This is a genomic window from Dactylosporangium sp. NPDC051087 (assembly GCF_055586325.1).
Genome location: NZ_JBVJIJ010000019.1, coordinates 33772 through 54170 on the forward strand (window position 1 = coordinate 33772; position 20399 = coordinate 54170).

The window sequence follows — 20399 nt, forward strand, 5'->3', positions numbered from 1 at the left end:
ACGCCGTTAGTTTCGTAAGATCGTAGCCATGGTCCGCCCCAGAACGCCACTCCTCAGCCGTGACCGGATCGTCGAGGTCGCCACCGCGATCGTCGACGCCGACGGGCTCGACGCGCTGTCCACCCGGCGGCTGGCCCGTGAGCTGGGCGTACAGGCGCCGTCGCTGTACAACCACTTCGCCACGAAGGAGCAGATCGTCGACGCGATCGGCGACAGCATCGTGGCCGGCGTCGACCTGTCGATGCTGGGCCGCGACCCGTGGCCGGAGGCGCTGAAGGCGTGGGCGCGGGCCTACCGGGCGGCATTCCGCGCCCACCCCAACGTGGTGCCGTTCCTGGCCCGCGGCCCGGCCCGCCGCCCGGCGTCGCTGCGCCTGGCCGACGCCGTCTACGGCGCGCTGGTCGACGCGGGCTGGTCGCCGGGGCACGCGACCCGCATCGGCGCGACCATGCGGTTCTTCGTCGCCGGCTCGGCGCTGGGCTCGTTCGCGCTCGGCTTCGTCGACGACCCCGAGCTGTACGCGCGCGACTACCCGCACCTGCGCGACGCCCACCTGCTCGCGGGCCGGCACACGCACGTCGACGACAGTGCGTTCGAGCTCGGCCTGGAGGCCCTCGTGGACGGCCTGGAGCGGAAGTTCGAGGCGATGACGGCCGGCTAGGCCGCCGCCTCCTGGGGCATGACGAGGAGGATCTGCCCGCCGGGGCGGGTGCTCATGCGGACCGGCATGCTCATCGTCCGGCCGGCGCGGATCAGGACCGTCGCGGTCTCCAGATCGGCGACGCGCAGGCCGGGGGAGCCGGACCGGGACGGGCCCGACACCAGCAGCACGCCCCGCCACGCCGACTCGGCGAGCCGCCGGGCGTGGCGGAGCTGGCGGGCCGAGCGCGGCAGCTCGGGGGCGCCGCACAGGTCGAGGTAGCCCTGCTGCCAGGCGCGGTCCAGGAACTCCGCGGTCGTCGGGCCGGTGATGACCCGGAAGATCTCGTACCGGTGGCGGGTGCCGGCGGTGTAGCGGTGCACGCTCGCCGAGTGGCCGGCCGCTCCCAGCAGCTCGACCAGCCGTTCCGCGGCGACGGACCGGCTGAACTCGGCGAGCACCCCCGCTGGCACGTGCGTGAAGGCGGAACGGACCCGGGAACCCCCCAGCCCCCGGGCCCGTCCTCCTCCGCCACACACCCCTGTACATCGCACCAGCACGGCCGCCTCGAACGCGGCGACGGTCGAGGCGCGGTAGCGCTCGCCGGTTGACACGATGTTCACCCGTTCACCGTGGCTGGTCGGACCGTACCGGCGGAATCGCGGGCGTCGTTCCTTGACGGAAACTTGACGGTGTGAAACCGGGCGGAAACGGTCAGACCGGCATCAGCACCTGCGTGCAGCGGCTGGCGGCCAGGGTGGTCCCGCCGGCGTCGGAGAGCTCGGCGGCGCAGAACACGACCTTCCTGGTGCGGCGCAGGACCGTGCCCACCGCGCGCAGCGTCCCGGGCCTGGTCGGCCGGAAGAACTCGACCCGCAGGTCCGCGGTCAGGAACAGCTCGTCGCGGTCGAGCGTGGTGAAGCAGGCGCCGCCCATCGCGGAGTCGAGGACCGCAGTGACCAGGCCACCCTGGATCACCGGGCCGCCGGGCGTGGTGAAGCCGTAGTCGGCGGTCGCGTCCCACTCCACCGTCGAGCTGCCGGGCGCCCAGCCGGAGCGCCGGAAGCCCAGGGTCCGCCACAGGTTGGGGCCCTCGCCGCGACTGGAGTTCCAGTCGCCGACGTCGGTGAAGCGCTCACCGGCGGTGATCGGACGGTCCGTCATCGTTACGGCTCCTCGGAGTAAGCATTGACAGCGGGCGGGTATCGGCATAGGCAGTGTAGAAACTTTGCGACTGGAGGGCCGTCGATGTCCAACCTCGCCCGTATCGCGGAGGCATCGCTCGACCGGCACGGCGACCACCCCGCGCTGTGCTTCGAGGGCACCTGGCACACGTCCGGGGAGGCGCACGCCGCCGCCACCCGCATCGCCGGCGGGCTGCGCGGGCTCGGGGTCCGCCCGGGGGACCGCGTCGCCGTCGTCATGGCCAACTGTCCCGAGGTCTCGCAGGTGTACCAGGCGGTGTGGCGCGCCGGTGCGGTCGTCACCCCCGTGGTCTTCCTGGTCACCGCGGACGAGCTCGGGCACGTCCTGGCCGACTCCGGCGCGGCCGTCGTGGTCACCTCGCCGGAGCTGGTGCCGAAGTTCGGCGACCTGTGCCGCGAGCGCGGCGTGCCCACGGTCGTCGTCGGCACCCCGTCGTTCGGCGCGCTGCTCGCGGCCGACCCGCTGCCGATCGTGGACCGCGGCCCCGACGAGCTGGCGGCGCTGCTGTACACCGGCGGCACCACGGGCAGGAGCAAGGGCGTCGCGCTCAGTCACGCCAACCTCGCGCACGCCGGGCGGGTGTCCCGGGAGGCGGCCTACACGCCCGGGCTCAACACCGGCATCACCGCCCTGCCGCTGTCGCACTCCTACGGCCTGATGGTCACCGTCGGCGCGCTGCAGGCCGCCGAGCCACCCGTCGCGGTGCTGCAACGCTGGTTCGAGCCGGCCGGCTGGCTGCGGCTCGCCGCCGAGCACCGCGCGCAGACCGCGGCCGTGGTCCCGTCGATGCTCGTCATGCTGCTCGGCCAGCCCCTCGCCGAGTTCGACCTGAGCGCGCTGCGGTTCGTCTTCTCCGGCGCCGCGCCGCTGCCGCCCGCCGCGGCCGAGGCGTTCGAGCGGCTCGTGCCGGGCGTGCGGGTCCTCGAAGGCTACGGCTGCACCGAGACCGGCGGGATCGTCAGCGGCAGCCCGCTCGGCGCGCCCCGCCGCGGCACCGTCGGCAAGCCCCTCGAAGGCATCGAGGTCCGCCTCGGTGACGACGGCGAGATCCTCGTCCGCGGCCCCAACGTCATGCGCGGCTACTGGGGTTCGGGCGACGGCGTCGCCGGCGGCTGGTTCGCCACCGGGGACATCGGGTCGATCGACGCCGACGGGTACCTCAGCGTCATCGACCGCAAGAAGGACCTCATCATCCGGGGCGGGTTCAACGTCTACCCCCGCGACGTCGAGGACGCGCTCACCGCGCACCCGGCGGTCGCCATGGCCGCCGTCGTCGGCCGCCCGGACGAGCGGCTGGGGGAGGAGGTGATCGCGTTGGTGTCGCTGACCGGCGCCGCGGCGGCCGCGGGCACCGGGGTCGAGGAGCTCGACGCCTACGCCCGCGAGCACCTCGCGCCGACGAAACGGCCGCGGGAGATCCGCATCCTGGACCAGATCCCGCTGACGTCCGTCGGCAAGCTGAACCGGAAGGCGCTGCGGACCCTCATCTGAACCCTCGCTCATCTACGATGGGCGCCAATGCGAGTGATGTTGGTCGAAGACGACGCTAGGGTGGCGGCCGCACTGGCCACCGCCCTTCGCAGGCGCGGGCACGACGTCGCGCACTGCCCGACCGCCCAGTCGGCGCTCGACACGTTCGCCGGTGAGCCCTTCGACCTGGTGCTGCTCGACCTCAACCTGCCCGACGGCGACGGCATCGAGGTGTGCCGCACCCTGCGCCGCAAGGACGAGACGGTGGCGATCATCGCCGTCACCGCCCGCGGCGAGGAGCGCGACCGGGTCATCGGCCTGCAGACCGGCGCCGACGACTACGTCGTGAAGCCCTACTCGATGGCCGAGCTCAACGCGCGCATCGAGGCGGTCCTGCGCCGCGCGTCGCGGGCGCCGCAGTCCACCGTCGAGGTGCTCGCGGCCGGTCCGGTCCGGGTCGACGTCGCCGCCCGGCAGGTTGCCGTCGCCGGCCGGGACGTCTCGCTCACCCGCAAGGAGTTCGAGATCCTCGCCGTGCTCGTGCGCACCCCCGGCGTCGTCGTGTCCTACGACCGGCTGATCCTCGCGGTGTGGCAGACCAGCTTCGTCGGCCGGCACACCCTCGACGTGCACGTCGGGTCGCTGCGGGCGAAGCTCGACGTGCCCGGCCTGGTGCAGACCGTCCGCGGCGTCGGATACCGTCTCGTCACTGGTCTGTAGAGAGGCACCGGCCTGTGCGGGTCCGCATCGTCGCCACCTACCTGCTGCTGCTGTTGCTGGTGCTGACAGCGCTGGAGGTGCCCTTCGCGCTGAGCATCGCCAGCCGCGACACCCAGCAGGTCGTCGCCGACCGGCTCGCCGACGCCACCCGCTTCGCCACGCTCGCCGAGCCGGCGCTGCGGACGAAGGGCAAGACCACCGAGCTCGCCGCCGAGTTCGCCCGCTACTACCAGGTCTACGGCATCGCCGTGATCGTGGTGAACCAGGACGCCTTCGACGTCGTGTCGTCCCGGCCCAGCGTCGATCTGGCCGACAAGGCGGTGCAGCGGCAGACCCGCCGGGCCCTCGAAGGACGCGAGGCCAGCGACGACGGCACGATCTGGCCGTGGCGCCTCGAGCCCTTCGTGGTCGCGGTCCCCGTCGGCCGCGGCGGTGAGGTCATCGGCGCGGTCGTCACCGTCTCACCGGTCGGCGCCCGCGCCGCCGGGGTCCGCACCACCTGGAGCGTCCTGGCCGTCGGCGGGCTCGTCGTGCTCTTCGCCGGCATCGTCGCCGCCTGGTCCCTCGCCCGCTGGACGCTGCGGCCCGTCGCCGAGCTCGACGCGGCCGCCCACGAGCTCGGCGCCGGCGACTACGCCGCCCGGGTCCCCGCCGCCGACGGCCCGCCGGAGCTGCGCCGGCTCGGCTCCGCGTTCAACGAGATGGCCGCGACCGTCGCCGACTCCCTGGAGCGGCAGCGCGCGTTCGTCTCCCACGCCAGCCACCAGCTGCGCAACCCGCTCACCGCGGTGCGGCTGCGGGTCGAGGACCTCGGCGCCGACCTCACCGACCCGCAGGCCGTCGAGGGGCACCGGCTGGCCCTGGAGGAGGTCGAGCGCCTCGGCGAGGTCCTCGACAGCCTCCTCGCCCTCGCCCGCGCCGAGCGGGGCCGCTTCGAGCTCGCCGACATCGACGCCGGCGAGGTCGCGTGGGCGCGGGTCGTCGCGTGGCAGCCGGTCGCCGCGCGGAAGAACATCACGCTGCGCTACGTCCGGCCGCCGCACGCGCTGAAGGCCCGCGCCGTGACGACCGCGCTCGACCAGGCGCTCGACGCGCTCATCGACAACGCCGTCAAGTTCTCCGCCGAGGGCAGCACCGTCACCGTCCGCCCGGTCGCCGACGAGGGCGGCGTCGCCGTCCACGTGCTCGACACCGGCCCCGGCCTCACCGAGCAGCAGCGCGAGCTGGCCACCGAACGCTTCTGGCGGGCCCCCGGCACGCAGAACGTCGACGGCAGCGGCCTCGGCCTGCCGATCGTCGCAGTCCTCGTCGAGGCGTCGTCCGGCCGCCTGGACCTGCTCGCCAACGAGCCCAGCGGCCTGCACGCCCGGCTCTGGTTCCCCAGCCCCTGAGCAGGCGGGGGGGTACGGGAATCGTCCTGGCAGCACGTCTACGACGGCTGACCCGCGCCGCACCGGAAAGGCCTGGCCGGCAGACCGTCCGGTGCGGCGGTCAGGCCTTCTGGGTGCGGTAGTAGCGCATGGCGCCCGGGTGCAGCGCCAGCGGCGGGGTGCTGATCGCGGAGCGGATGTTGAGCCGGGCCGCCGCCTGGTGCGCCTTGGCGAGCTCGTCGCGGCCCTCGAACAGCAGCCGGGTCACGCCGTACGCGAGCGGCTCCGGCATCGTGTCCCGCACGACGAGATAGTTGGCGATGCCGATCGAGACGACCGGGTCGATGCCCTTGTACGCCGAGGCCGGCACGACCCGCTCCGCGTAGTACTCGCCGAAACGGTCCCGCAGCGGCTGCACGAGCGTGGCGAGGTCGATGAGCCGGATCGGGAACTCCTGGGCCAGCTGCTGGATCAGGCCGACGGCCAGGCCGCCGGAGAAGAAGAACCCCTGGATCTGGCCGGCCTTCAGCGCCTTGACCGAGTCGTCGAGGTTGAGCGGGCGCTGGACGATGCTCGCCTTCAGGCCGGCGACGTCCATGTCGGCCACGTCGAGGATGTGGTCGGCGGTGCCGGCGGTGCCGGAGCCGGCCGCGCCGACGGACACCGGCTTGCCGCGCAGGTCGGTGATGCTCTGGATGGGGCTGTCGTGGGCGACGACGAGGTGCACGTAGTCGTCGTAGATCCGGGCGAGGGCGGCGAGCTTCCCCGGGGCGTTGCGGTTGCCCTCGCCGGCGGTGTCGGCCTGCGTGAAGCCGACCTCGGCGGTCCCGGCCAGGATCGCGCCGACGTTCTCCTTCGACGCGTTCGTGGTCAGGACGCTCGCGTGCACGTTCGGCAGGTACCGCTTGGCGAGGTCCGCGATCGCCTTGCCGTACGCGTAGTAGACCGCGCCCGTGCTGCCGGTCGCGATCCGCAGCGTCCCGGTCGCCTCGGCGCCGCCGGACTCGCACGCGGTGAGCAGCGCGGCCCCGAGACCGCCGAGCACGAGCGCGCGACGCCTCACGACAGGCATGCCGCAAGGATCGGCAGGGTCTCGTCCGGGGTGCGGTGCCGGACCGTCGTCATGCCGAGCTCCCGCGCCGGTTTCAGGTTGCCGGGCAGGTCGTCGACGTAGACGCACTCCTGCGGCGGCAGGCCGATCGCGGCCGCGCCCAGCACGTAGATCGCCGGGTCCGGTTTGCGCACGCCGACGTCGCCGGAGATCACGATCCCGTCGAACAGCTCGTCGAGCAGGATCCGGTCGTACCGCTGCGAACCCCACGAGTTCGAGATCAGCCCGGTGCGGATGCCGCGCCCCCTGGCGGCCCGGACGAAGTCGAGCATCGCCACGTCCGCGGTGGTGGCGCCGAGCAGCCGCTCGATGAGGCCCTCGGGCGGCACGCCGAGCAGCGCGGCGAACCCGGCCTCGAACTCGGCGTCCGGCAGCGTGCCGTCCTCCAGCCCGCCGAGCAGCGCGCGGGCCGCCGGGTCGGCGCGGAAGAGGTCCCGGACCGTGCCCGCGGGCAGCCCCTCCCGCGCGCAGAACGCGTCGAAGGAGGCGAACACGTCGGTGGTCAGCACCCCGCCGTAGTCGACCAGCAGCCCGCGCAGCGTCATCCGGTTCCTTCCGCCGTTTCCTTCGCCAGCGACTGTACGACCTCCCGCGCGTCCTCAGGAGAGGCCCAGAGGGCTCGCTGCCGGGTGGCGGAGGTGCCGTGGCCGCGCAGGTCCTCGAGGAGGTCGACGGCGATCTCCCACTCGCCGCGGGCCTCCAGGGCCGGCCGGACGTGCGCCATCAGCGCGTCGACGCGGGCGTTCGCGGGCAGCGCGGAGCGGGTCGCGGGGTCGACGAGGTGGCCGCTGAGCCCGGACCTGGCGGCCCGCCACGTCGCGGCCCGCAGCAGCACCTGCGGCGCCTCCGGCAGCGGCCGGCCGGCGGCGTCCTGCTCGGCGGCGACGGTGACGAGCCCCCGGGCGAGCGCGGTGAGCAGCACCGCGTCGTCGACCCGCGGGCACGAGTCGGCGACCCGCACCTCGACCGTCGGGTACCGCGCCGACGGCCGGGCGTCGAAGTAGATCATCCCGGCGTCGCTGATCACGCCGCTCTCCACGAGCGTGTCGACGACCCGCTGGAACTCCGCGGCGTCCGCCACGTCCGGCGGCGGGCCGACGGTCGGCCAGCGGGACGTGACGACCGTGCGGTAGGAGGCGTACCCGGTGTCCTGCCCGGCGAAGTACGGCGAGCTGACGCTGAGCGCGAGCAGGGCCGGCAGCCACTCCCGGATCCGCCGGGTGATCCGCACCGCGAGGTCCTTGTCGGGCACGCCGATCTGCACCTGGCAGGCGGCGACCTGCTGCTCGTCGACGAGCTGCCGGTATTCGGCGGCCATCCGCTCGTAGCGCTCGTCCGGGTAGACGCGGCTGGGGCCGGCGCCCGATCCGGGGACGGCGCCGGCGGCGACGACGGCCAGGCCGTGCCGGGCGGCGGACTCGACGAGCGAGCGGCGCTTCTCGATCAGGTCGGCGCGCAGGGCGGTCAGGTCGGTGTGCACGCCGGTGGCCGTCTCGACCATCGACCGGTGCAGCTCCGGCTCGGCGTCCGCGCCGCGCAGGATCCGCCGGGCGGCGGGCGACAGGTCGCCGGTCTCGGCGTCGACGACGTGGAACTCCTCCTCGACGCCGATCGTGTCGCCGGGGCGCACCTCGCCGGCGACGACCGCGTCCGGGCTCACCATCGGCTGTGCACCCCGGCCCGGACGAGCTCGTCGTAGACCTCGCGGACCGCGTCGTGGGTGGCGGCGGGCAGCGGCTCGGCGCCGGCGACGGCCGCGTTGGCGCGGGCCTGCTCGCCGTTGCGGGCGCCGGGGATGACCACCGAGACGGCCGGGTGGTCGACGATCCAGCGCAGCGCGAACTGCGCCATGGTCAGGCCTTCGGGCTTGAGCGGGGCGAGCCGGCGCACGGCGGCGAGGCCGGTGTCGTAGTCGACGCCGGAGAACGTCTCGCCCTGGTCGAACGCCTCGCCGTGCCGGTTGTAGGTGCGGTGGTCGTCGGCGCCGAACGTGGTGTGCTCGTCGTAGCGCCCGGAGAGCAGGCCGCTGGCGAGCGGGACGCGGGCGATGATGCCGACGCCCATCTTCTCCGCCGCGGGCAGCACGTCGTCGAGGGGCTTGAGCCGCAGCATGTTGAAGATGATCTGCACGGTGGCGACGCCGGGCCGGGCGATGGCGGTCAGCGCCTCGGCGGCCGTCTCGACGCTGACCCCGTAGGACTTGATCCGGCCCTCCTGGACCATGAGGTCCAGGCCGTCGAACACCTCGTCGGTGGAGTACACCTCCGACGGCGGGCAGTGCAGCTGGACCAGGTCGATGGTGTCGACGCCCAGGTTCTCCCGGGACCGGTCGTTCCACGCGCGGAAGTTGTCCAGGTTGTACCGCTCGGCCTCCTGCGGGACGCGGCGGCCCATCTTGGTGGCGACCGTGATGCCGGGGCGGTCCTTGACGAAGGCCCCGACGAGACGTTCGCTGCGGCCGTCGCCGTAGACGTCGGCGGTGTCGATGAACGTCACGCCCGCCTCGTGCGCGGCGGCCAGGGTCGCGAGTGCCTGGTCCTCGTCGACCTCGCCCCAGTCGGCGCCGAGCTGCCATGCGCCGAGCCCGACCACGCCGACCGGGGCACCGGTCCGTCCTAAGATCCGTTGCTGCATGCCGCCCAGACTATGGCGTCACGCGAAGACCGGCACGTTCTCCCGCACGAGCCGCCAGTTCGGGACGTAGAAGTCAGCCGGATTGATGGATCCCTTGGCCTGCGCCCAGTCGATCAGCAGCTGCCGGATCTCCTGCTGCGCGTTGTACACCTGCGTCTTGACGATGCCGGGGAAGTTGCCGCCGCCGGAGCGCCGGTAGTTGTTGACCGCGACCACGAACTGCTCGGCGTCGCCGACCGGGGTGGTGGTGCCCGGGTGGACGAGCCGGGTGATGCGCTGCCCGACGGGCCTGCTGATGTCGATGTCGTACTCGACGCCGGAGATCACGTCGTAGTTGTAGTCGGGCACCAGCGGGTCGCTGATCGTCGCCGGGTCGACGGGCGCGCCGACCGGCAGCGTGACGAAGTACTTCGCGGAGTACTCCAGGTAGGCGCGGACCTCGGCGCCGGTCAGCACGACCGCCTCGAGGGTGTTGTCGTAGATGTACAGCCCCGCGACGTCCTTGATCTTCACCTCGCCGGCCGGGAACACCGCGGTCCGGGAGAACGGCGCCGCGATCGACAGCACCGGCAGCGCCGTGCCGAGCGCGGCGGTGACGGTGTCGGTCTGGACCTTGTTGATGTAGTCCAGGATCGGCGTGTCCTTGTAGCGGGACTCGGCCGCCGACAGCGTCTCGGTCGACGTGGCGACGACCTGGTTGACGTAGGCGACGGTCTTCGCGTGCTGGGCGCGCACCGCGGCGAGGACCTTCGGGTCGGCCTCGACCGTGTTGGTGTTGAGCGTGGTGGCCGCCTTCGACGTGACCGTCCAGCCGTTGCGCTCGCGGCTGAGCTGGAAGTCCATCCGGGTGAGCCGCTGGCCCCACTTCGACGGCTCCGACGTCAGCACCTGCGCGCCGGTCGCGGTGTTGGTGACGAAGCGCTGCGGGACGTCGGCGTGCGCGTGGCCGAAGAGGATCGCGTCGATGCCGGGGACCTGCTGGGCGATGAGCGCCGTCGGGTTCTCGTTGGGCAGCTCCGGGCCGTAGCTGGACGTGCCGCTGTCGCCGCCGTGCGCGGAGATGAGCACGATGTCGGCGCCGCGGCGGCGCATCTCGGGCACGTACTTCTTCGCGGTCGCGACCAGGTCGTCGAAGCGGAGCCTGCCCTCGACGTTGGCCCGGTCCCAGATGGCGACGCCCGGGTTGGTGAGGCCGAGGATGCCGACCCGGAGGTTGGGCGCGCCGTGGCCCAGGTCGACCTTCTTGATGACGTACGGCGCGAACGCCGGCCGCCCGGTCTTCACGTTGACCGCGTTGGCGGCCAGGGCGGGGAAGCCCAGCTGCCGGATCCACAGGGCGAGCAGCGGCAGCCCGTAGTTGAACTCGTGGTTGCCGAGGGTGACGGCGTCGTACTCGATGACGTTCATCGCCCGGGCCATCGGGTGCTTCTCACCGGTCGTGGTGATCGGCTCCTGCTTGGCGTAGTACGTCGCCAGGGGCGTGCCCTGGATGGTGTCGCCGGCGTCGAGGACCAGGGTGGCCTTGCCCCGGCGCTCGGCCCGGATCTGGTTGACCAGCGTGGCGACCTTGGCCAGGCCGACGTCGTTGTGGGCGCTGTCGTCGTATTCGGCGTCCTTGTAGTAGTCCCAGTTGTAGACGTTGCCGTGGGTGTCCGACGTGCCCAGCAGCGTGAGGTCCCAGGTCCTGGGGGTGCCTGGGTGGTGCGCGGGTGCCGCGCTCGCCTCGCCGCCGGCGACGAAGGGTGCCGCCGCCGCGGCCGCCGCGACGGCCAGGACGGCCCGCCGGGAGGTGCCTGAAGGTTCGTTCATGTCCGGCACCATATGCGCGAATCGATGGTATGGGCGAATCGATAGCTTGACGTTCGTCGATGGACGTCGGGACCATTGCGGTCGGGACCCCTCGACCCTGGGAGCAGCTCACGTGAAGAAGCTCTGTGCCGCGGCCGTGGCGGCGGTCCTCGCCGCCACCGCGCTGCCGTCCGCCGCGGGCGCCGCGCCGGCGAAGATCCTGCTCGCCGCCGCGCCCGACATCTCCGTCACCAACGTCAAGGCGCACCTGACCCAGCTGCAGAGCATCGCGACCGCCAACGGCGGCAACCGCGCCCACGGCCGGCCCGGCTACCTGGCCTCGGTCAACTACGTGAAGGGGCTGCTGGACGCCGCCGGCTACACCACCGTCGTGCAGTCGTTCACGTACAACGGCGCCACCGGGTACAACCTGATCGCGGACTGGCCGGGCGGCGACCCCGACAACGTCGTCATGGTCGGGGCGCACCTGGACAGCGTCACCGCCGGGCCGGGCATCAACGACAACGGCTCCGGCTCCTCGGCCAACCTCGAGGTCGCGCTCGAGGTGTCCCGGCGGTCCCTCGCGACCACGAAGCACCTGCGCTTCGGCTGGTGGGGCGCGGAGGAGCTCGGGCTGCGCGGCTCGACCGCCTACGTCAACAGCCTGCCCGCCGCGGAGAAGGCGAAGATCAAGGCGTACCTCAACTTCGACATGGTCGGCTCGCCGAACCCCGGCTACTTCCTCTACGACGGCGACAACTCCGACGGCGTCGGCTCGGGCCCCGGCCCGGCCGGCTCGGCGGCCCTGGAACAGACGCTGAAGGACTACTTCACCGCCATCGGCGTGCCGACCGAGGGCACCGACTTCGACGGCCGCTCCGACTACGGGCCGTTCATCGCCGCGGGCATCCCGGCCGGCGGCATCTTCACCGGCGCGGAGGGCCGCAAGACCGCGGCGCAGGCGACGAAGTGGGGCGGCACGTCCGGCACCGCCTTCGACGTCTGCTACCACCGCGCCTGCGACACCACCGCCAACATCGACGACACCGCCCTGGACCGCAACAGCGACGCCATCGCCTACGCGGTGTGGACGCTGACGACCGCGCCGACGACGCCGCCCGGCAGCACCGTCTACAGCGACACGTTCGAGACGGCGACCGGCTGGACGGTCAACCCGTCCGGCACCGACACCGCGACGTCGGGCGCGTTCGAGCGGGCCGACCCGGCCGCCACCAGCTCCGGCGTCGCGCTGCAGCTCGGCACCACCGTCAGCGGCTCCTTCGACCTGGTCACCGGCGCGGCGGCGGGCAGCGGCGCGGGCAGCTACGACGTGGACGGCGGGGTCACCAGCATCCGCTCGCCCGCGATCACGCTGCCGGCGACCGGCACGTTGACGCTCACGTTCTCCTGGTACCTGGCCCACCTCAACAACGCGACCAGCGCCGACTACCTGCGGGTGCGCATCGTCGGCAGCACCACGACGACCGTGTTCACGCAGGCGGGCGCCGCGACGAACCGGGCCGGCGCCTGGGCGTCGGCGAGCGTCGGCCTGAACGCCTACGCGGGCCAGACGGTCCGGATCCTGGTCGAGGCCGCCGACTCCGGCACCGCCAGCCTGGTGGAGGCCGGCGTCGACGACGTGAAGATCACCCGGTCGTGACCCGCGGGGGCCGGTCCGCCGGGCCGGCCCCCATCAGGGCGCCGATGCCGCTCACGTACGACTCGCGGTCGACCTCCCCGATGAGGACGCGCTGCAGGATGTACCCCTGGACGAGGCCGAAGATCGCCGAGCCGATCGCGACCGGGTCGGCGTCCGCTGACACCTGGCCGTTGTCCTGGGCGCGGCGGGCCAGGGCGACCGCGTTGCCCCGGATGCGGCCGTAGATCTCGGTGATGAGCGCGGCGAACTCGGGGTCGTGCACCGCCTCGCCCCACACCTGCACGGCGATGCGGACCGTGCCGTCGTCGGTGAGGTTGATGTCGATCTGCCGCAGCAGGTCGTCGATCACCACGAGCACCGGCGGCGCCGGGTCCTGCCGCAGCAGGTGGTCCGCGGTCGCCTGCACGACGCTGATCTTCTCCGAGGCGATCGCCTTGATCAGCGCGGACTTGCTGTCGAAGTAGCGGTAGAACGCGCCGACCGACAGCCCCGCCTCCTTGATGACATCCTGCATGGACGTCTGATGGAAGCCGTTGCGCAGGAAGCACCGCGTCGCCGCGTCGATGATCTGCTCACGGCGGGCGGCGAGATGGGCTTCGGAGACGCGGGGCATGCTCCCAGTATAGAAAGCGAATGTTCGCTTTCCGATTGTGATGTCATACTCCCCGCCGTGACCGCTCTGCTCGCCCGCCGGTGGCGGCTGCCCGCCGTCCTCGCCTGCGTCGCCGTCTGCGTCTGGGTCTCCTGGTTCACCCAGGACCAGCACGAGTGGCTGACCAGGGCCGTCGTCCTGCCCGTCCCGGCGATCATCGCGGTGTTCGTGGCGCCCACCTGGCGGGTCGGGGTGCCGGCGGTCGCCGCGCTGCTCGTCGCCGCGCCCGTGCTCGTCCTGCTGTCGACCGGCCGGGCCGGGGTGCTGCAGCCGCCCTCGACGGACTGGTTCGTGCCGTACGTGCTGCTCGCCCTCGTCGCGTGGGGTGCCGGCTTCGCGGCCCGGGTCCGGGCCGCCGGGCCGGACGCCCGCGGGACCCTGCTCATGATCGGCGGCGGGATCGCGGCCCTGCTCCTGTGCGTCGGGACCGTCGTCATCGGTGGCGGCGGCAACGCGCTGCCGTCCGGCGACGCCAGACAGTGGGTGCACGGCGACGACCTGCCCGACGGGGTCGGGCTGCGCCGGATGGCCTTCTGGGGCGACTGCGAGACCGAATCGGGCGAGGTCGTGCAGTGCCCGCAGGCCACCGAGTTCTGGGCGACCGACGGCCGGCCCGCGGGCGAGATCGCCGCGCAGCTCGCCGCCGAGCTACGGGCGCTGGGCTGGCCGGTCACGGAGCAGGTGCCCGGCGTCTACGCCGGCTGCCTGCCGATGCGGGGCGTGCTCACCTGGGACGACAGCATCTGCGCCGAGGTCGCCCCGGCCGAGGAGGCGTCGCTGCGCCCGAACAACCCGAACAGCACCACCTCGGTGATGCTCACGCTGGGCTGACGCTGTCGCGAGCCTCAGCCGCGGGCTGCGTCTCGGGCGCGGGCCGGCGTTTTGAGCGCGGGCAGGCGCCGCGGGGCGTGGGTCGCGTCTCGGGTCCAGGTCGCATCGCGGGCGGGGCGCGGCTGCGTCGCGGATGCGTGCCGGGTCCAGGTCGCGTCGCGTGCGCGCCTCAGCCTCGGGCTGCGTCGCGGTCGGGGGTCGCGTCTGGTTGCGGCGCGGGCGGCGCGCGCTTCAGCGTCGGGCTGCGTCGCGGGCGCGGGTCGTGCCTCGGGTCGACGTTGCTTCGCGGGCGCAGACGTGGGCTGCGCCTCAGCCGCGTCGGTGTCGCGGCCTGACCGGTGTCGCGGGTGCGGGTCGGTGCCTCAGACGCGGGTGGCGCTGAAGATCATCGCGGTCATGACGACGCCGCCGGCGGCGGCGTTGGACAGCATCAGCCTGGGGGAGAGGCGGGTGACCGGGTTGGTCTTGTCGACCGCGGTCGCCTTGCGGTTGCCGGTCGAGAACGCGGTCAGCTCCATCCCGCCGTCCGGCGTCGGCTTGCAGGTCACCTGCAGCGGCGTCGAGGCGGTCGTCGGCGGACCGGCGTTCTTCGGCTTCGCCGACGCGGCGAGCTTCGTCGGCTGCCCGCCGACCAGCTTGTCGATCTGGATGACACCGTCGGCGCCGACCTCGAACGTGTAGCCGTTGCCCAGGTCCGCGCCGTCCAGGCAGGCGGCACCGATCTTGGCGCCGCCGGCCGCCTTGCCGACCGCGGCGAACTCCAGGTCCATGGTGAAGCCGCCGCCCTGCACCGCGAGCCGCTGCTCCGGGCCCGGCGCGACGCAGCGGGTGTTGGGCTGCTCGGCGGTGATCCGCAGCGCGTCCGGCACCTCGACCTTGCAGCCGGCGGCGGCACCCCACGGCACCTTCTGCTGCAGCGCCGCGACGGTCTTCGTACCCTTCAGCGTCCACGGCCCGACGGCACCGACGGAGCACGCGATCACCGGGCGTTCCGTCCAGTCCGGCGGCAGCATCGGCTTGTCCAGGGGCAGGAACGACTGGCCGTACGGCACCCCCAGGTACGCGCCGTAGGACTGCTCGCAGACCGCCTTCGCCGCCGCGTCGACGGCCTCGCGGCCCGGGTCGGCGAGGAACGGCAGGTGTCCGACGTAGGTGACCTCGCCGATGTGCGCGGCGTTGCACGGCGTCACGTAACGCAGCTGCGACGACCCGCCGATCCAGTCGAAGCACTCGCCGGCCTTGAGCTCGAACTGGTCGCCGACGAACATGTCCGCGGCGGCCTTGGACGGGTCGGCGAGGGCCCGCGCGATCCGGTCGCCGTCGTCGTTGCCGGTGACCTGCAGCCCCTTGTCGAGCAGCGCGAGCAGCGACGGCGACAGGCCGTCGACGCCGACGGCGGTGTCGTGGACCGCCTGCCGGTGCGACGGGGACAGGCCCGCCACGACGACGACCTTGCCCTGCTCGGTGCGCAGGTAGTACTCGAAGCCCAGCCAGTGCCCGGCGCCGGTGCCGAGCAGGGGCACGGCGACCGCGACGGCGAGGACGGCGTAGCCCGCGACGGTGCCCCAGGCCCGGCCGACCGACGCGGCGATGACCGCGGCGGCGCCGATGAGGATCCCGCCGAGCAGCCCGATCGCGCCGCCGGTGGACAGGATGAGCCGCAGGGGCTCGGCGAGCAGCCAGCCGGCGATCCCGCCGGCGCGGGAGGTGCCGCCGTCGAACAGGCTCGGGTTGCCCCGCACGAGGTGCAGCAGCCCGAGCGTGGCCAGGGCGATGCCGGTCGTGCGGGTGAGGACCCGTTCGCGGAGGTACTGCACGGTGGCGATGGCCAGGTCGCGCAGCTCGGCACCGGTCCACACCCGCCGGTCGACGAACGGCACGAGCGGCAGCTGCCACGGCCAGGTGGCCCGCGGCAGCCGCGGCAGCGGCCAGAGCAGCAGCAGCGGCAGGACCGGCAGCGCGTACGCCGCGTACCCGAACACGAACGTGAAGATCGCCGTGGCGACGCCGTGGACGGGCACCTGCGGCACCCACAGCAGAGCGACGAGGGCGGCGGTGACCAGCGCGATGATCCCGATCCGGGGCCACGAGGGGCGCTCCGGGCGGGGTCTCGCCGGCTTCTCGAGGGGCTTTTCCAGTGGTACGGGACGCTGCTGCCGCCCGGTGGCCGTCCGGTCGTCCGGGTGGGCCGGCTCGTCCGGGTGGCCCGGCTCGGGGGTGCTCGCCGCGCGGCGGGTGCGGCGGTGCGAGCCGGACTCCGCGGCGGTGGCGCCCTGCCAGTCGGTGAGCGCGGCGCGGACCTGGTCGGTGGCGGCGACGCCGAGCAGCAGACCCACGAGCAGGGTCAGCACGACCTGCCAGAGCGGCGGGGCGGCGGCGATGCCGGCGAGCGTGGACAGGCCGAGGACGGCCGCGGTCCCCAGGGTCAGCAGCGCGACCGCGGGTAACGCAGCGCGAACGCGCTCACCGACCTCGGACATGGCTCTGGAGCATGGCACCCGCCGTACCCCATCGCAACATGCCTAAGTCTGGCTTAAAAAACCGTCGCCGCTTTGCCGCTACATCTCGGTGCGGTTGGCGGCGCAGGCGTCGATGACCGGCTTGAACGCGTCACGCTCCGCATCGGTGATCTTCAGTTCTGTGTACAGCGGCGGCCCGCCGTCGAGGCTCAGCCAGGCCGGGAAGACGTACGGCTTCTTGATCTCGGCGAGGGCGTGCGGGGTGCACCGTTCGCCGTCGACCACGACCGGGACGCTGACCTCGCTCTGCCCGGGCTGCAGGACGGCGTACGGCTTCGGGGTCTGCTCCCGGGCGGGCAGCGGCAGGACCTCCAGCAGGATGCTGCCGACGAACTCCTGCAGAGTGACGGTCCCGGGGTAACCGGCCCGCTTCAGGATCACGGTCCCGTTGAGCCAGCCGCTGGGCAGGTGCGTCCACGGGCCGAACGTCAGGGTCACCTGGCGGTCCAGGTACGCCTGCTGGCAGTCGATCGCGAGCAGCTTGTCGAGCATCGGGTCGGGGTCGGGCAGCGGCAGCCGGAGCTCGTGGCGCTCGCCGTCCTCGGTACGGACGGAGAAGCCCACGTGTGAGGCGGCGCTGCGCGGCTTGAGCTCGTCGCCCTGGCAGACCCCCGTGCCGTAGGAGACCGGCACGTCGACGCGCAGGCCGCCGACGGGCAGCGGGGCGTCGACGGTGACCGGCCCGACGCCCTTGAACGACGGCGCCTGCAGCTCGACCCGCTCGACGGTGACCTTGGCCGGGCCGTCGTTGTGCATGGAGATCTGCACCGTGTGCCGGACCTCGTCGACCCGGCCCTGGGTCAGCTCGACCCGCAGCTTGACCGGATCGTCGTCGGCCTTGTCCTTCGCGGTGCCGGAGCAGCCGGCGAGCAGGGCGACCACCACGACGAGCGCCAACCGCTTCATAGCGACCTATGTTGGCACGATCCAGTGCAGCAGCGCACGGGCCGCCTCGAGGACGAGGTCACGGTCGTACGTGAGGGCGTAGGTGAAGCGGCGGTCGCCGTCGGGACCGTCGTCGGCGAGGTCCCGCGCGACGAGCGCGCCGGCGAAGTGCGGGCCGACGACCACGACGTTCCACTCGCCGCGCAGCGGGTCGCCGGCCGGGATGGCGGCGCCCCTGACCCCCGGCACCGGTGCGCTGGGTATCTCCGTGCCGAGGGCGCCGACCAGCGCGGCGGTCTGCGCGACGGTGGCGTACCGGCGGGCGGTCCGGGCGGTCAGGAACCGGGCCTCCTGGAAGCAGCCGAGCAGGATCGGCGGCTCCGCCGCGTCGAGCGCCTTCTCCTCCAGGTACCGGCTGAGCGGCATGAGCATCCGTTTCGTCGCCTCGGCCGTCGGGCGGCGCGACGAGACGATCTCGTACGGCGTCCTCGTGCCCGTCCCGCCCGGCGGGGCGACGAACGGCACCGGCAGGGTCGCGCTGCGCTCGGCGACGTCCGCCGGCAGCGGTCCCGGCCGGCCGAACAGCCAGCCCTGGCCGAGCGTCGCGCCCATGCCCAGGGCGGCGGCGACGTGCTCGCGGGTCTCGATGCCCTCGGCGAGGACGGCGGCGCCCGTGCGTTCGGCGTACGCGACGATCGCGTTGACGACCCGGGCGGCGTAGGCGCCGTCGGGCTGCTGGGTGAGGTGCCGGTCGACCTTGACCACGTCCGGGTGCACGAACGGCATGACCGCCAGGGACGCCGGCTCCGCGCCGACGTCGTCCAGGGCGACGCCCCAGCCGGAGCCGCGGCACGCCTCGGCGGCGGTGAGCAGGGCGGCGGGGTCGCCGGCGATGGCCCGTTCGGTCATCTCGACGACCACCCGCAGCCGCAGCTGCGCGTCGAGGATCGTCGGGGCGAGGTCGGGCGGGCACGGCACGCCGAGCGCGGCGGGCTCGGCGTTGACGAACAGGGTCAGCCCGAGCGGCAGGCCGGCGTCGATCGCGGCCCGGTAGGCGGTGGCCCGGCAGACCCAGTCGAGCTCGGCGAGGCGCCCGGCCTGGCCGGCGGCCTGGAACAGGTCCATCGGCGCCTCCCAGGGGGTGCCGGCCGGACCGCGGGTGAGCGCCTCGTAGCCGACGACCTCGGGGCGGTGGCGGCGCCACGAGTCCATCCGCACGATCGGCTGGAAGACGGTGGTGACGGCACGGGCATCGATGACGTCGTCGATGCCACGGATGATGGTGGTGCCGTCCATGCCCCTCGGTTCGGCCCGGAAGCGCCGAAACTGAGGGTAATCGCCTGTTTGGCTTGTGGTGGGGTCGCTCCGGTAGGTTGGCTGCGATGCGACGTGTACTGGTGGTGACGCTGCTGCTCGGCCTGACGGCGTGCTCCGCCCCGGCCGATCCGTCCCCGTCCGCCTCGTCCGGCGCCGCGGGTCTCGTGCGGACCGCCGGGTGCGGCGCGTCCCCGTCCGTGGACCCGGTGGAGGTGGCCGCGCAGATCGGGGCGAAGGGCGAGGCCGACTTCGCGGCCGTGTTCGCCGGCGCCCGGGTCGGCGACGACGGCGTCGAGGTCTACCGCAAGCCGTCCGCCGACCTCGACAAGTGGATCACGTCGACCTTCGCCTCGTCGTGCGTGACCGTGCGCGACGCGAAGTTCTCCGCCGCCGAGCTGGCGAAGCGGTATGCGCAGGTCAACGACGACAACACCTACTGGGCCGAGCAGGGCGTGCACGTCAACAGCGTGTCGTCGGACTTCGTGCGCGGGGTGGTCGTCGTCGGGACCTCCGAGGTCGACAAGGCCAAGCCGCTGTTCGCCGCCCGGTATGCCGACGGCGCCCCCGTGGAGGTCGTGGACGAGGCTCCCGCCTAGATGGGTGGATGGCGCGAGATCATCGACGGGATCGGCGAGCGCACCGAGTTCGGCAACGCCAGGCTCGTGCGCGACCCGCGCCGCAAGGGCGGCTGGACGCTGCTGTTCGAGGAGGTCCAGCAGTCCTACGTCGACGTGGCCGATCCGACGTACCTGAGTTTCGAGTACACCCGGCGTATCGCCGCGGTCGTGGACACCATGGCACCGCCGGGGCAGCCGCTGACCGTGCTGCACCTCGGCGGTGGTGCTTTCACGATGCCGCGGTACGTGACCGCGACCAGGCCCGGCTCGACCCAGGTGATCGTCGAGCGGGACCGGCAGCTGGCCGGGTTCGTGCAGCGTGTGCTGCCGCTGGCCGACCCGTCGGGCGTCTCGTTCGTCTTCGGCGACGCCCGGGCGGTCGTGGCCGACATTCCCGACATTTCCTATGATCTGGTGATCGGCGACGTGTACGACGCCGCGCAGATGCCGCAGAGCGTGTCGGACGTCACGTTCGCCGCGGAGGTGGCCCGGATCCTGCGCCCGGACGGGGTCTACGCGGTCAACGTCGCGGACCTCGCGCCACTGACCTTCTCCCGGGGGCAGGCGGCCACGCTGCGCACCGCCTTCGGCGACCTGTGCCTGCTGGTGCGTCCGGAACTCCTGCGGGGCCGGCGCTTCGGCAACGTGGTTTTTGCGGCCTCGCCCGCCGCAGACAGGCTGCCTGTCGGCCGGCTGGCCGCGATCCTCGGGCGGGACCGCCAGCCGGCGCAGGTCGTCAGCGGCGCCGGACTGGACCTGCTGACCGCCGGCGCGGAGCCGGTGATCCTGCCGTGACGGGTGGGTCGTGCGTGCCCCGGGTGGGATTCGAACCCACACTGTCGGAGGTTTGAGCTCCGTTCCTCTGCCGATTGGGATACCGGGACGAGTACGCCGCACCAGGGTACCCACTAGTCTGATCGCGGCGGTAACCGCCGTCAGTCGTGTCAGTCAGGTTAGTCGAGTCGGATCGGGAGTTGCG

Annotated in this window: 19 protein-coding genes and 1 tRNA gene; 8 read left to right on the plus strand and 12 right to left on the minus strand. The window is 73.1% G+C overall.

Annotation, left to right across the window (positions count from 1 at the left end; genetic code table 11):
- Positions 1-28 precede the first annotated feature (28 nt).
- Positions 29-661: a TetR/AcrR family transcriptional regulator gene (locus tag ACZ6TV_RS32575; RefSeq protein ID WP_465301166.1), complete on the plus strand. Its 633-nt coding sequence runs from the start codon at positions 29-31 to the stop codon at positions 659-661.
- Here the strand turns inward: ACZ6TV_RS32575 and ACZ6TV_RS32580 are convergent.
- Both ACZ6TV_RS32580 and ACZ6TV_RS32585 read right to left on the minus strand, forming a co-directional pair.
- The gene (locus ACZ6TV_RS32580; protein ID WP_465301168.1) at positions 658-1263 is read right to left on the minus strand and encodes a hypothetical protein; all 606 of its coding nucleotides are present in this window, start codon (positions 1261-1263) and stop codon (positions 658-660) included. The genes ACZ6TV_RS32575 and ACZ6TV_RS32580 overlap by 4 nt on opposite strands.
- A gap of 91 nt (positions 1264-1354) precedes the next feature.
- Entirely contained in the window at positions 1355-1804 is a 450-nt protein-coding gene (locus ACZ6TV_RS32585) for a PaaI family thioesterase (protein ID WP_465301170.1), read from the minus strand.
- An 84-nt stretch (positions 1805-1888) separates the two neighbouring features.
- On the opposite strand from ACZ6TV_RS32585, the gene ACZ6TV_RS32590 reads away from it, so the two are divergent.
- Genes ACZ6TV_RS32590 through ACZ6TV_RS32600 form a run of 3 tightly spaced genes read left to right on the plus strand, consistent with a single transcriptional unit; the run spans position 1889 to position 5427 of the window.
- Positions 1889-3337 (plus strand): class I adenylate-forming enzyme family protein, encoded by a 1449-nt coding sequence (locus ACZ6TV_RS32590; protein WP_465301172.1) that lies wholly within the window; start codon positions 1889-1891, stop codon positions 3335-3337.
- A gap of 27 nt (positions 3338-3364) precedes the next feature.
- Positions 3365-4036: a response regulator transcription factor gene (locus ACZ6TV_RS32595; RefSeq protein ID WP_465301174.1), complete on the plus strand. Its 672-nt coding sequence runs from the start codon at positions 3365-3367 to the stop codon at positions 4034-4036.
- A gap of 14 nt (positions 4037-4050) precedes the next feature.
- Positions 4051-5427: a sensor histidine kinase gene (locus ACZ6TV_RS32600; protein ID WP_465301176.1), complete on the plus strand. Its 1377-nt coding sequence runs from the start codon at positions 4051-4053 to the stop codon at positions 5425-5427.
- A gap of 100 nt (positions 5428-5527) precedes the next feature.
- Here ACZ6TV_RS32600 and ACZ6TV_RS32605 read toward each other — a convergent pair whose 3' ends face one another.
- From ACZ6TV_RS32605 to ACZ6TV_RS32625, 5 genes are read right to left on the minus strand one after another with little or no spacing between them, the layout of a single operon-like run.
- Positions 5528-6478 carry a TAXI family TRAP transporter solute-binding subunit gene (locus ACZ6TV_RS32605; RefSeq protein WP_465301178.1) on the minus strand — a complete coding sequence of 317 codons (951 nt, stop codon included), beginning with the start codon at positions 6476-6478 and terminating at the stop codon, positions 5528-5530.
- On the minus strand, positions 6466-7062 hold the full coding sequence (locus ACZ6TV_RS32610) for an HAD family hydrolase (protein ID WP_465301180.1): 597 nt from the start codon (positions 7060-7062) through the stop codon (positions 6466-6468). Before ACZ6TV_RS32610 ends, ACZ6TV_RS32605 begins: the two co-directional genes overlap by 13 nt.
- A complete protein-coding gene (locus tag ACZ6TV_RS32615) occupies positions 7059-8180 on the minus strand; it encodes a carboxylate-amine ligase (RefSeq protein ID WP_465301181.1) in 1122 nt (373 codons plus the stop codon). Before ACZ6TV_RS32615 ends, ACZ6TV_RS32610 begins: the two co-directional genes overlap by 4 nt.
- The gene (locus ACZ6TV_RS32620; protein ID WP_465301183.1) at positions 8174-9151 is read right to left on the minus strand and encodes an aldo/keto reductase; all 978 of its coding nucleotides are present in this window, start codon (positions 9149-9151) and stop codon (positions 8174-8176) included. Before ACZ6TV_RS32620 ends, ACZ6TV_RS32615 begins: the two co-directional genes overlap by 7 nt.
- Positions 9152-9169: 18 nt before the next feature.
- Positions 9170-10960 (minus strand): bifunctional metallophosphatase/5'-nucleotidase, encoded by a 1791-nt coding sequence (locus ACZ6TV_RS32625; protein ID WP_465301185.1) that lies wholly within the window; start codon positions 10958-10960, stop codon positions 9170-9172.
- A gap of 136 nt (positions 10961-11096) precedes the next feature.
- Between ACZ6TV_RS32625 and ACZ6TV_RS32630 the strand changes: the two genes are divergently transcribed.
- Positions 11097-12599 (plus strand): M28 family peptidase, encoded by a 1503-nt coding sequence (locus ACZ6TV_RS32630; protein ID WP_465301554.1) that lies wholly within the window; start codon positions 11097-11099, stop codon positions 12597-12599.
- Here ACZ6TV_RS32630 and ACZ6TV_RS32635 read toward each other — a convergent pair.
- Positions 12586-13212, minus strand: a complete 627-nt coding sequence (locus ACZ6TV_RS32635; protein WP_465301187.1) for a TetR/AcrR family transcriptional regulator — start codon at positions 13210-13212, stop codon at positions 12586-12588. The two genes, ACZ6TV_RS32630 and ACZ6TV_RS32635, sit on opposite strands and share 14 nt — an antisense overlap.
- 57 nt (positions 13213-13269) lie before the next feature.
- On the opposite strand from ACZ6TV_RS32635, the gene ACZ6TV_RS32640 reads away from it, so the two are divergent.
- Positions 13270-14082 (plus strand): hypothetical protein, encoded by an 813-nt coding sequence (locus ACZ6TV_RS32640; RefSeq protein ID WP_465301189.1) that lies wholly within the window; start codon positions 13270-13272, stop codon positions 14080-14082.
- A gap of 362 nt (positions 14083-14444) precedes the next feature.
- On the opposite strand, the gene ACZ6TV_RS32645 is transcribed toward ACZ6TV_RS32640, so the two are convergent.
- The 3 genes from ACZ6TV_RS32645 to ACZ6TV_RS32655 form a co-directional block, all read right to left on the minus strand.
- Entirely contained in the window at positions 14445-16562 is a 2118-nt protein-coding gene (locus ACZ6TV_RS32645; RefSeq protein ID WP_465301191.1) for a hypothetical protein, read from the minus strand.
- Between the two features lie 78 nt (positions 16563-16640).
- Positions 16641-17507, minus strand: coding sequence for a hypothetical protein (locus ACZ6TV_RS32650; protein WP_465301193.1), 867 nt, complete (start codon positions 17505-17507; stop codon positions 16641-16643).
- Positions 17508-17513: 6 nt separating this feature from the next.
- Entirely contained in the window at positions 17514-18782 is a 1269-nt protein-coding gene (locus ACZ6TV_RS32655; protein ID WP_465301195.1) for a sensor domain-containing phosphodiesterase, read from the minus strand.
- Between the two features lie 86 nt (positions 18783-18868).
- Here ACZ6TV_RS32655 and ACZ6TV_RS32660 point away from each other — a divergent pair, with 86 nt between their 5' ends.
- On the plus strand, positions 18869-19399 hold the full coding sequence (locus ACZ6TV_RS32660; RefSeq protein WP_465301197.1) for a hypothetical protein: 531 nt from the start codon (positions 18869-18871) through the stop codon (positions 19397-19399).
- The gene (locus tag ACZ6TV_RS32665) at positions 19400-20215 is read left to right on the plus strand and encodes a spermidine synthase (RefSeq protein ID WP_465301199.1); all 816 of its coding nucleotides are present in this window, start codon (positions 19400-19402) and stop codon (positions 20213-20215) included.
- A gap of 15 nt (positions 20216-20230) precedes the next feature.
- Here the strand turns inward: ACZ6TV_RS32665 and ACZ6TV_RS32670 are convergent.
- A tRNA-Leu gene (locus ACZ6TV_RS32670) sits at positions 20231-20304 on the minus strand.
- Positions 20305-20399 lie beyond the last annotated feature (95 nt).

Excerpts from the sequence above, each read along its gene's own strand:
- ACZ6TV_RS32655 (WP_465301195.1), bottom strand. The coding sequence starts at position 18,782 with ATGGACGGCACCACCATCATCCGTGGCATCGACGACGTCATCGATGCC.
- ACZ6TV_RS32615 (WP_465301181.1), bottom strand. The coding sequence starts at position 8,180 with ATGGTGAGCCCGGACGCGGTCGTCGCCGGCGAGGTGCGCCCCGGCGAC.
- ACZ6TV_RS32585 (WP_465301170.1), bottom strand. The coding sequence starts at position 1,804 with ATGACGGACCGTCCGATCACCGCCGGTGAGCGCTTCACCGACGTCGGC.
- ACZ6TV_RS32620 (WP_465301183.1), bottom strand. The coding sequence starts at position 9,151 with ATGCAGCAACGGATCTTAGGACGGACCGGTGCCCCGGTCGGCGTGGTC.
- ACZ6TV_RS32665 (WP_465301199.1), top strand. The coding sequence starts at position 19,400 with ATGGGTGGATGGCGCGAGATCATCGACGGGATCGGCGAGCGCACCGAG.
- ACZ6TV_RS32650 (WP_465301193.1), bottom strand. The coding sequence starts at position 17,507 with ATGAAGCGGTTGGCGCTCGTCGTGGTGGTCGCCCTGCTCGCCGGCTGC.
- ACZ6TV_RS32635 (WP_465301187.1), bottom strand. The coding sequence starts at position 13,212 with ATGCCCCGCGTCTCCGAAGCCCATCTCGCCGCCCGCCGTGAGCAGATC.
- ACZ6TV_RS32660 (WP_465301197.1), top strand. The coding sequence starts at position 18,869 with ATGCGACGTGTACTGGTGGTGACGCTGCTGCTCGGCCTGACGGCGTGC.
- ACZ6TV_RS32590 (WP_465301172.1), top strand. The coding sequence starts at position 1,889 with ATGTCCAACCTCGCCCGTATCGCGGAGGCATCGCTCGACCGGCACGGC.
- ACZ6TV_RS32610 (WP_465301180.1), bottom strand. The coding sequence starts at position 7,062 with ATGACGCTGCGCGGGCTGCTGGTCGACTACGGCGGGGTGCTGACCACC.
- ACZ6TV_RS32645 (WP_465301191.1), bottom strand. The coding sequence starts at position 16,562 with ATGTCCGAGGTCGGTGAGCGCGTTCGCGCTGCGTTACCCGCGGTCGCG.
- ACZ6TV_RS32575 (WP_465301166.1), top strand. The coding sequence starts at position 29 with ATGGTCCGCCCCAGAACGCCACTCCTCAGCCGTGACCGGATCGTCGAG.
- ACZ6TV_RS32605 (WP_465301178.1), bottom strand. The coding sequence starts at position 6,478 with ATGCCTGTCGTGAGGCGTCGCGCGCTCGTGCTCGGCGGTCTCGGGGCC.
- ACZ6TV_RS32595 (WP_465301174.1), top strand. The coding sequence starts at position 3,365 with ATGCGAGTGATGTTGGTCGAAGACGACGCTAGGGTGGCGGCCGCACTG.
- ACZ6TV_RS32625 (WP_465301185.1), bottom strand. The coding sequence starts at position 10,960 with ATGAACGAACCTTCAGGCACCTCCCGGCGGGCCGTCCTGGCCGTCGCG.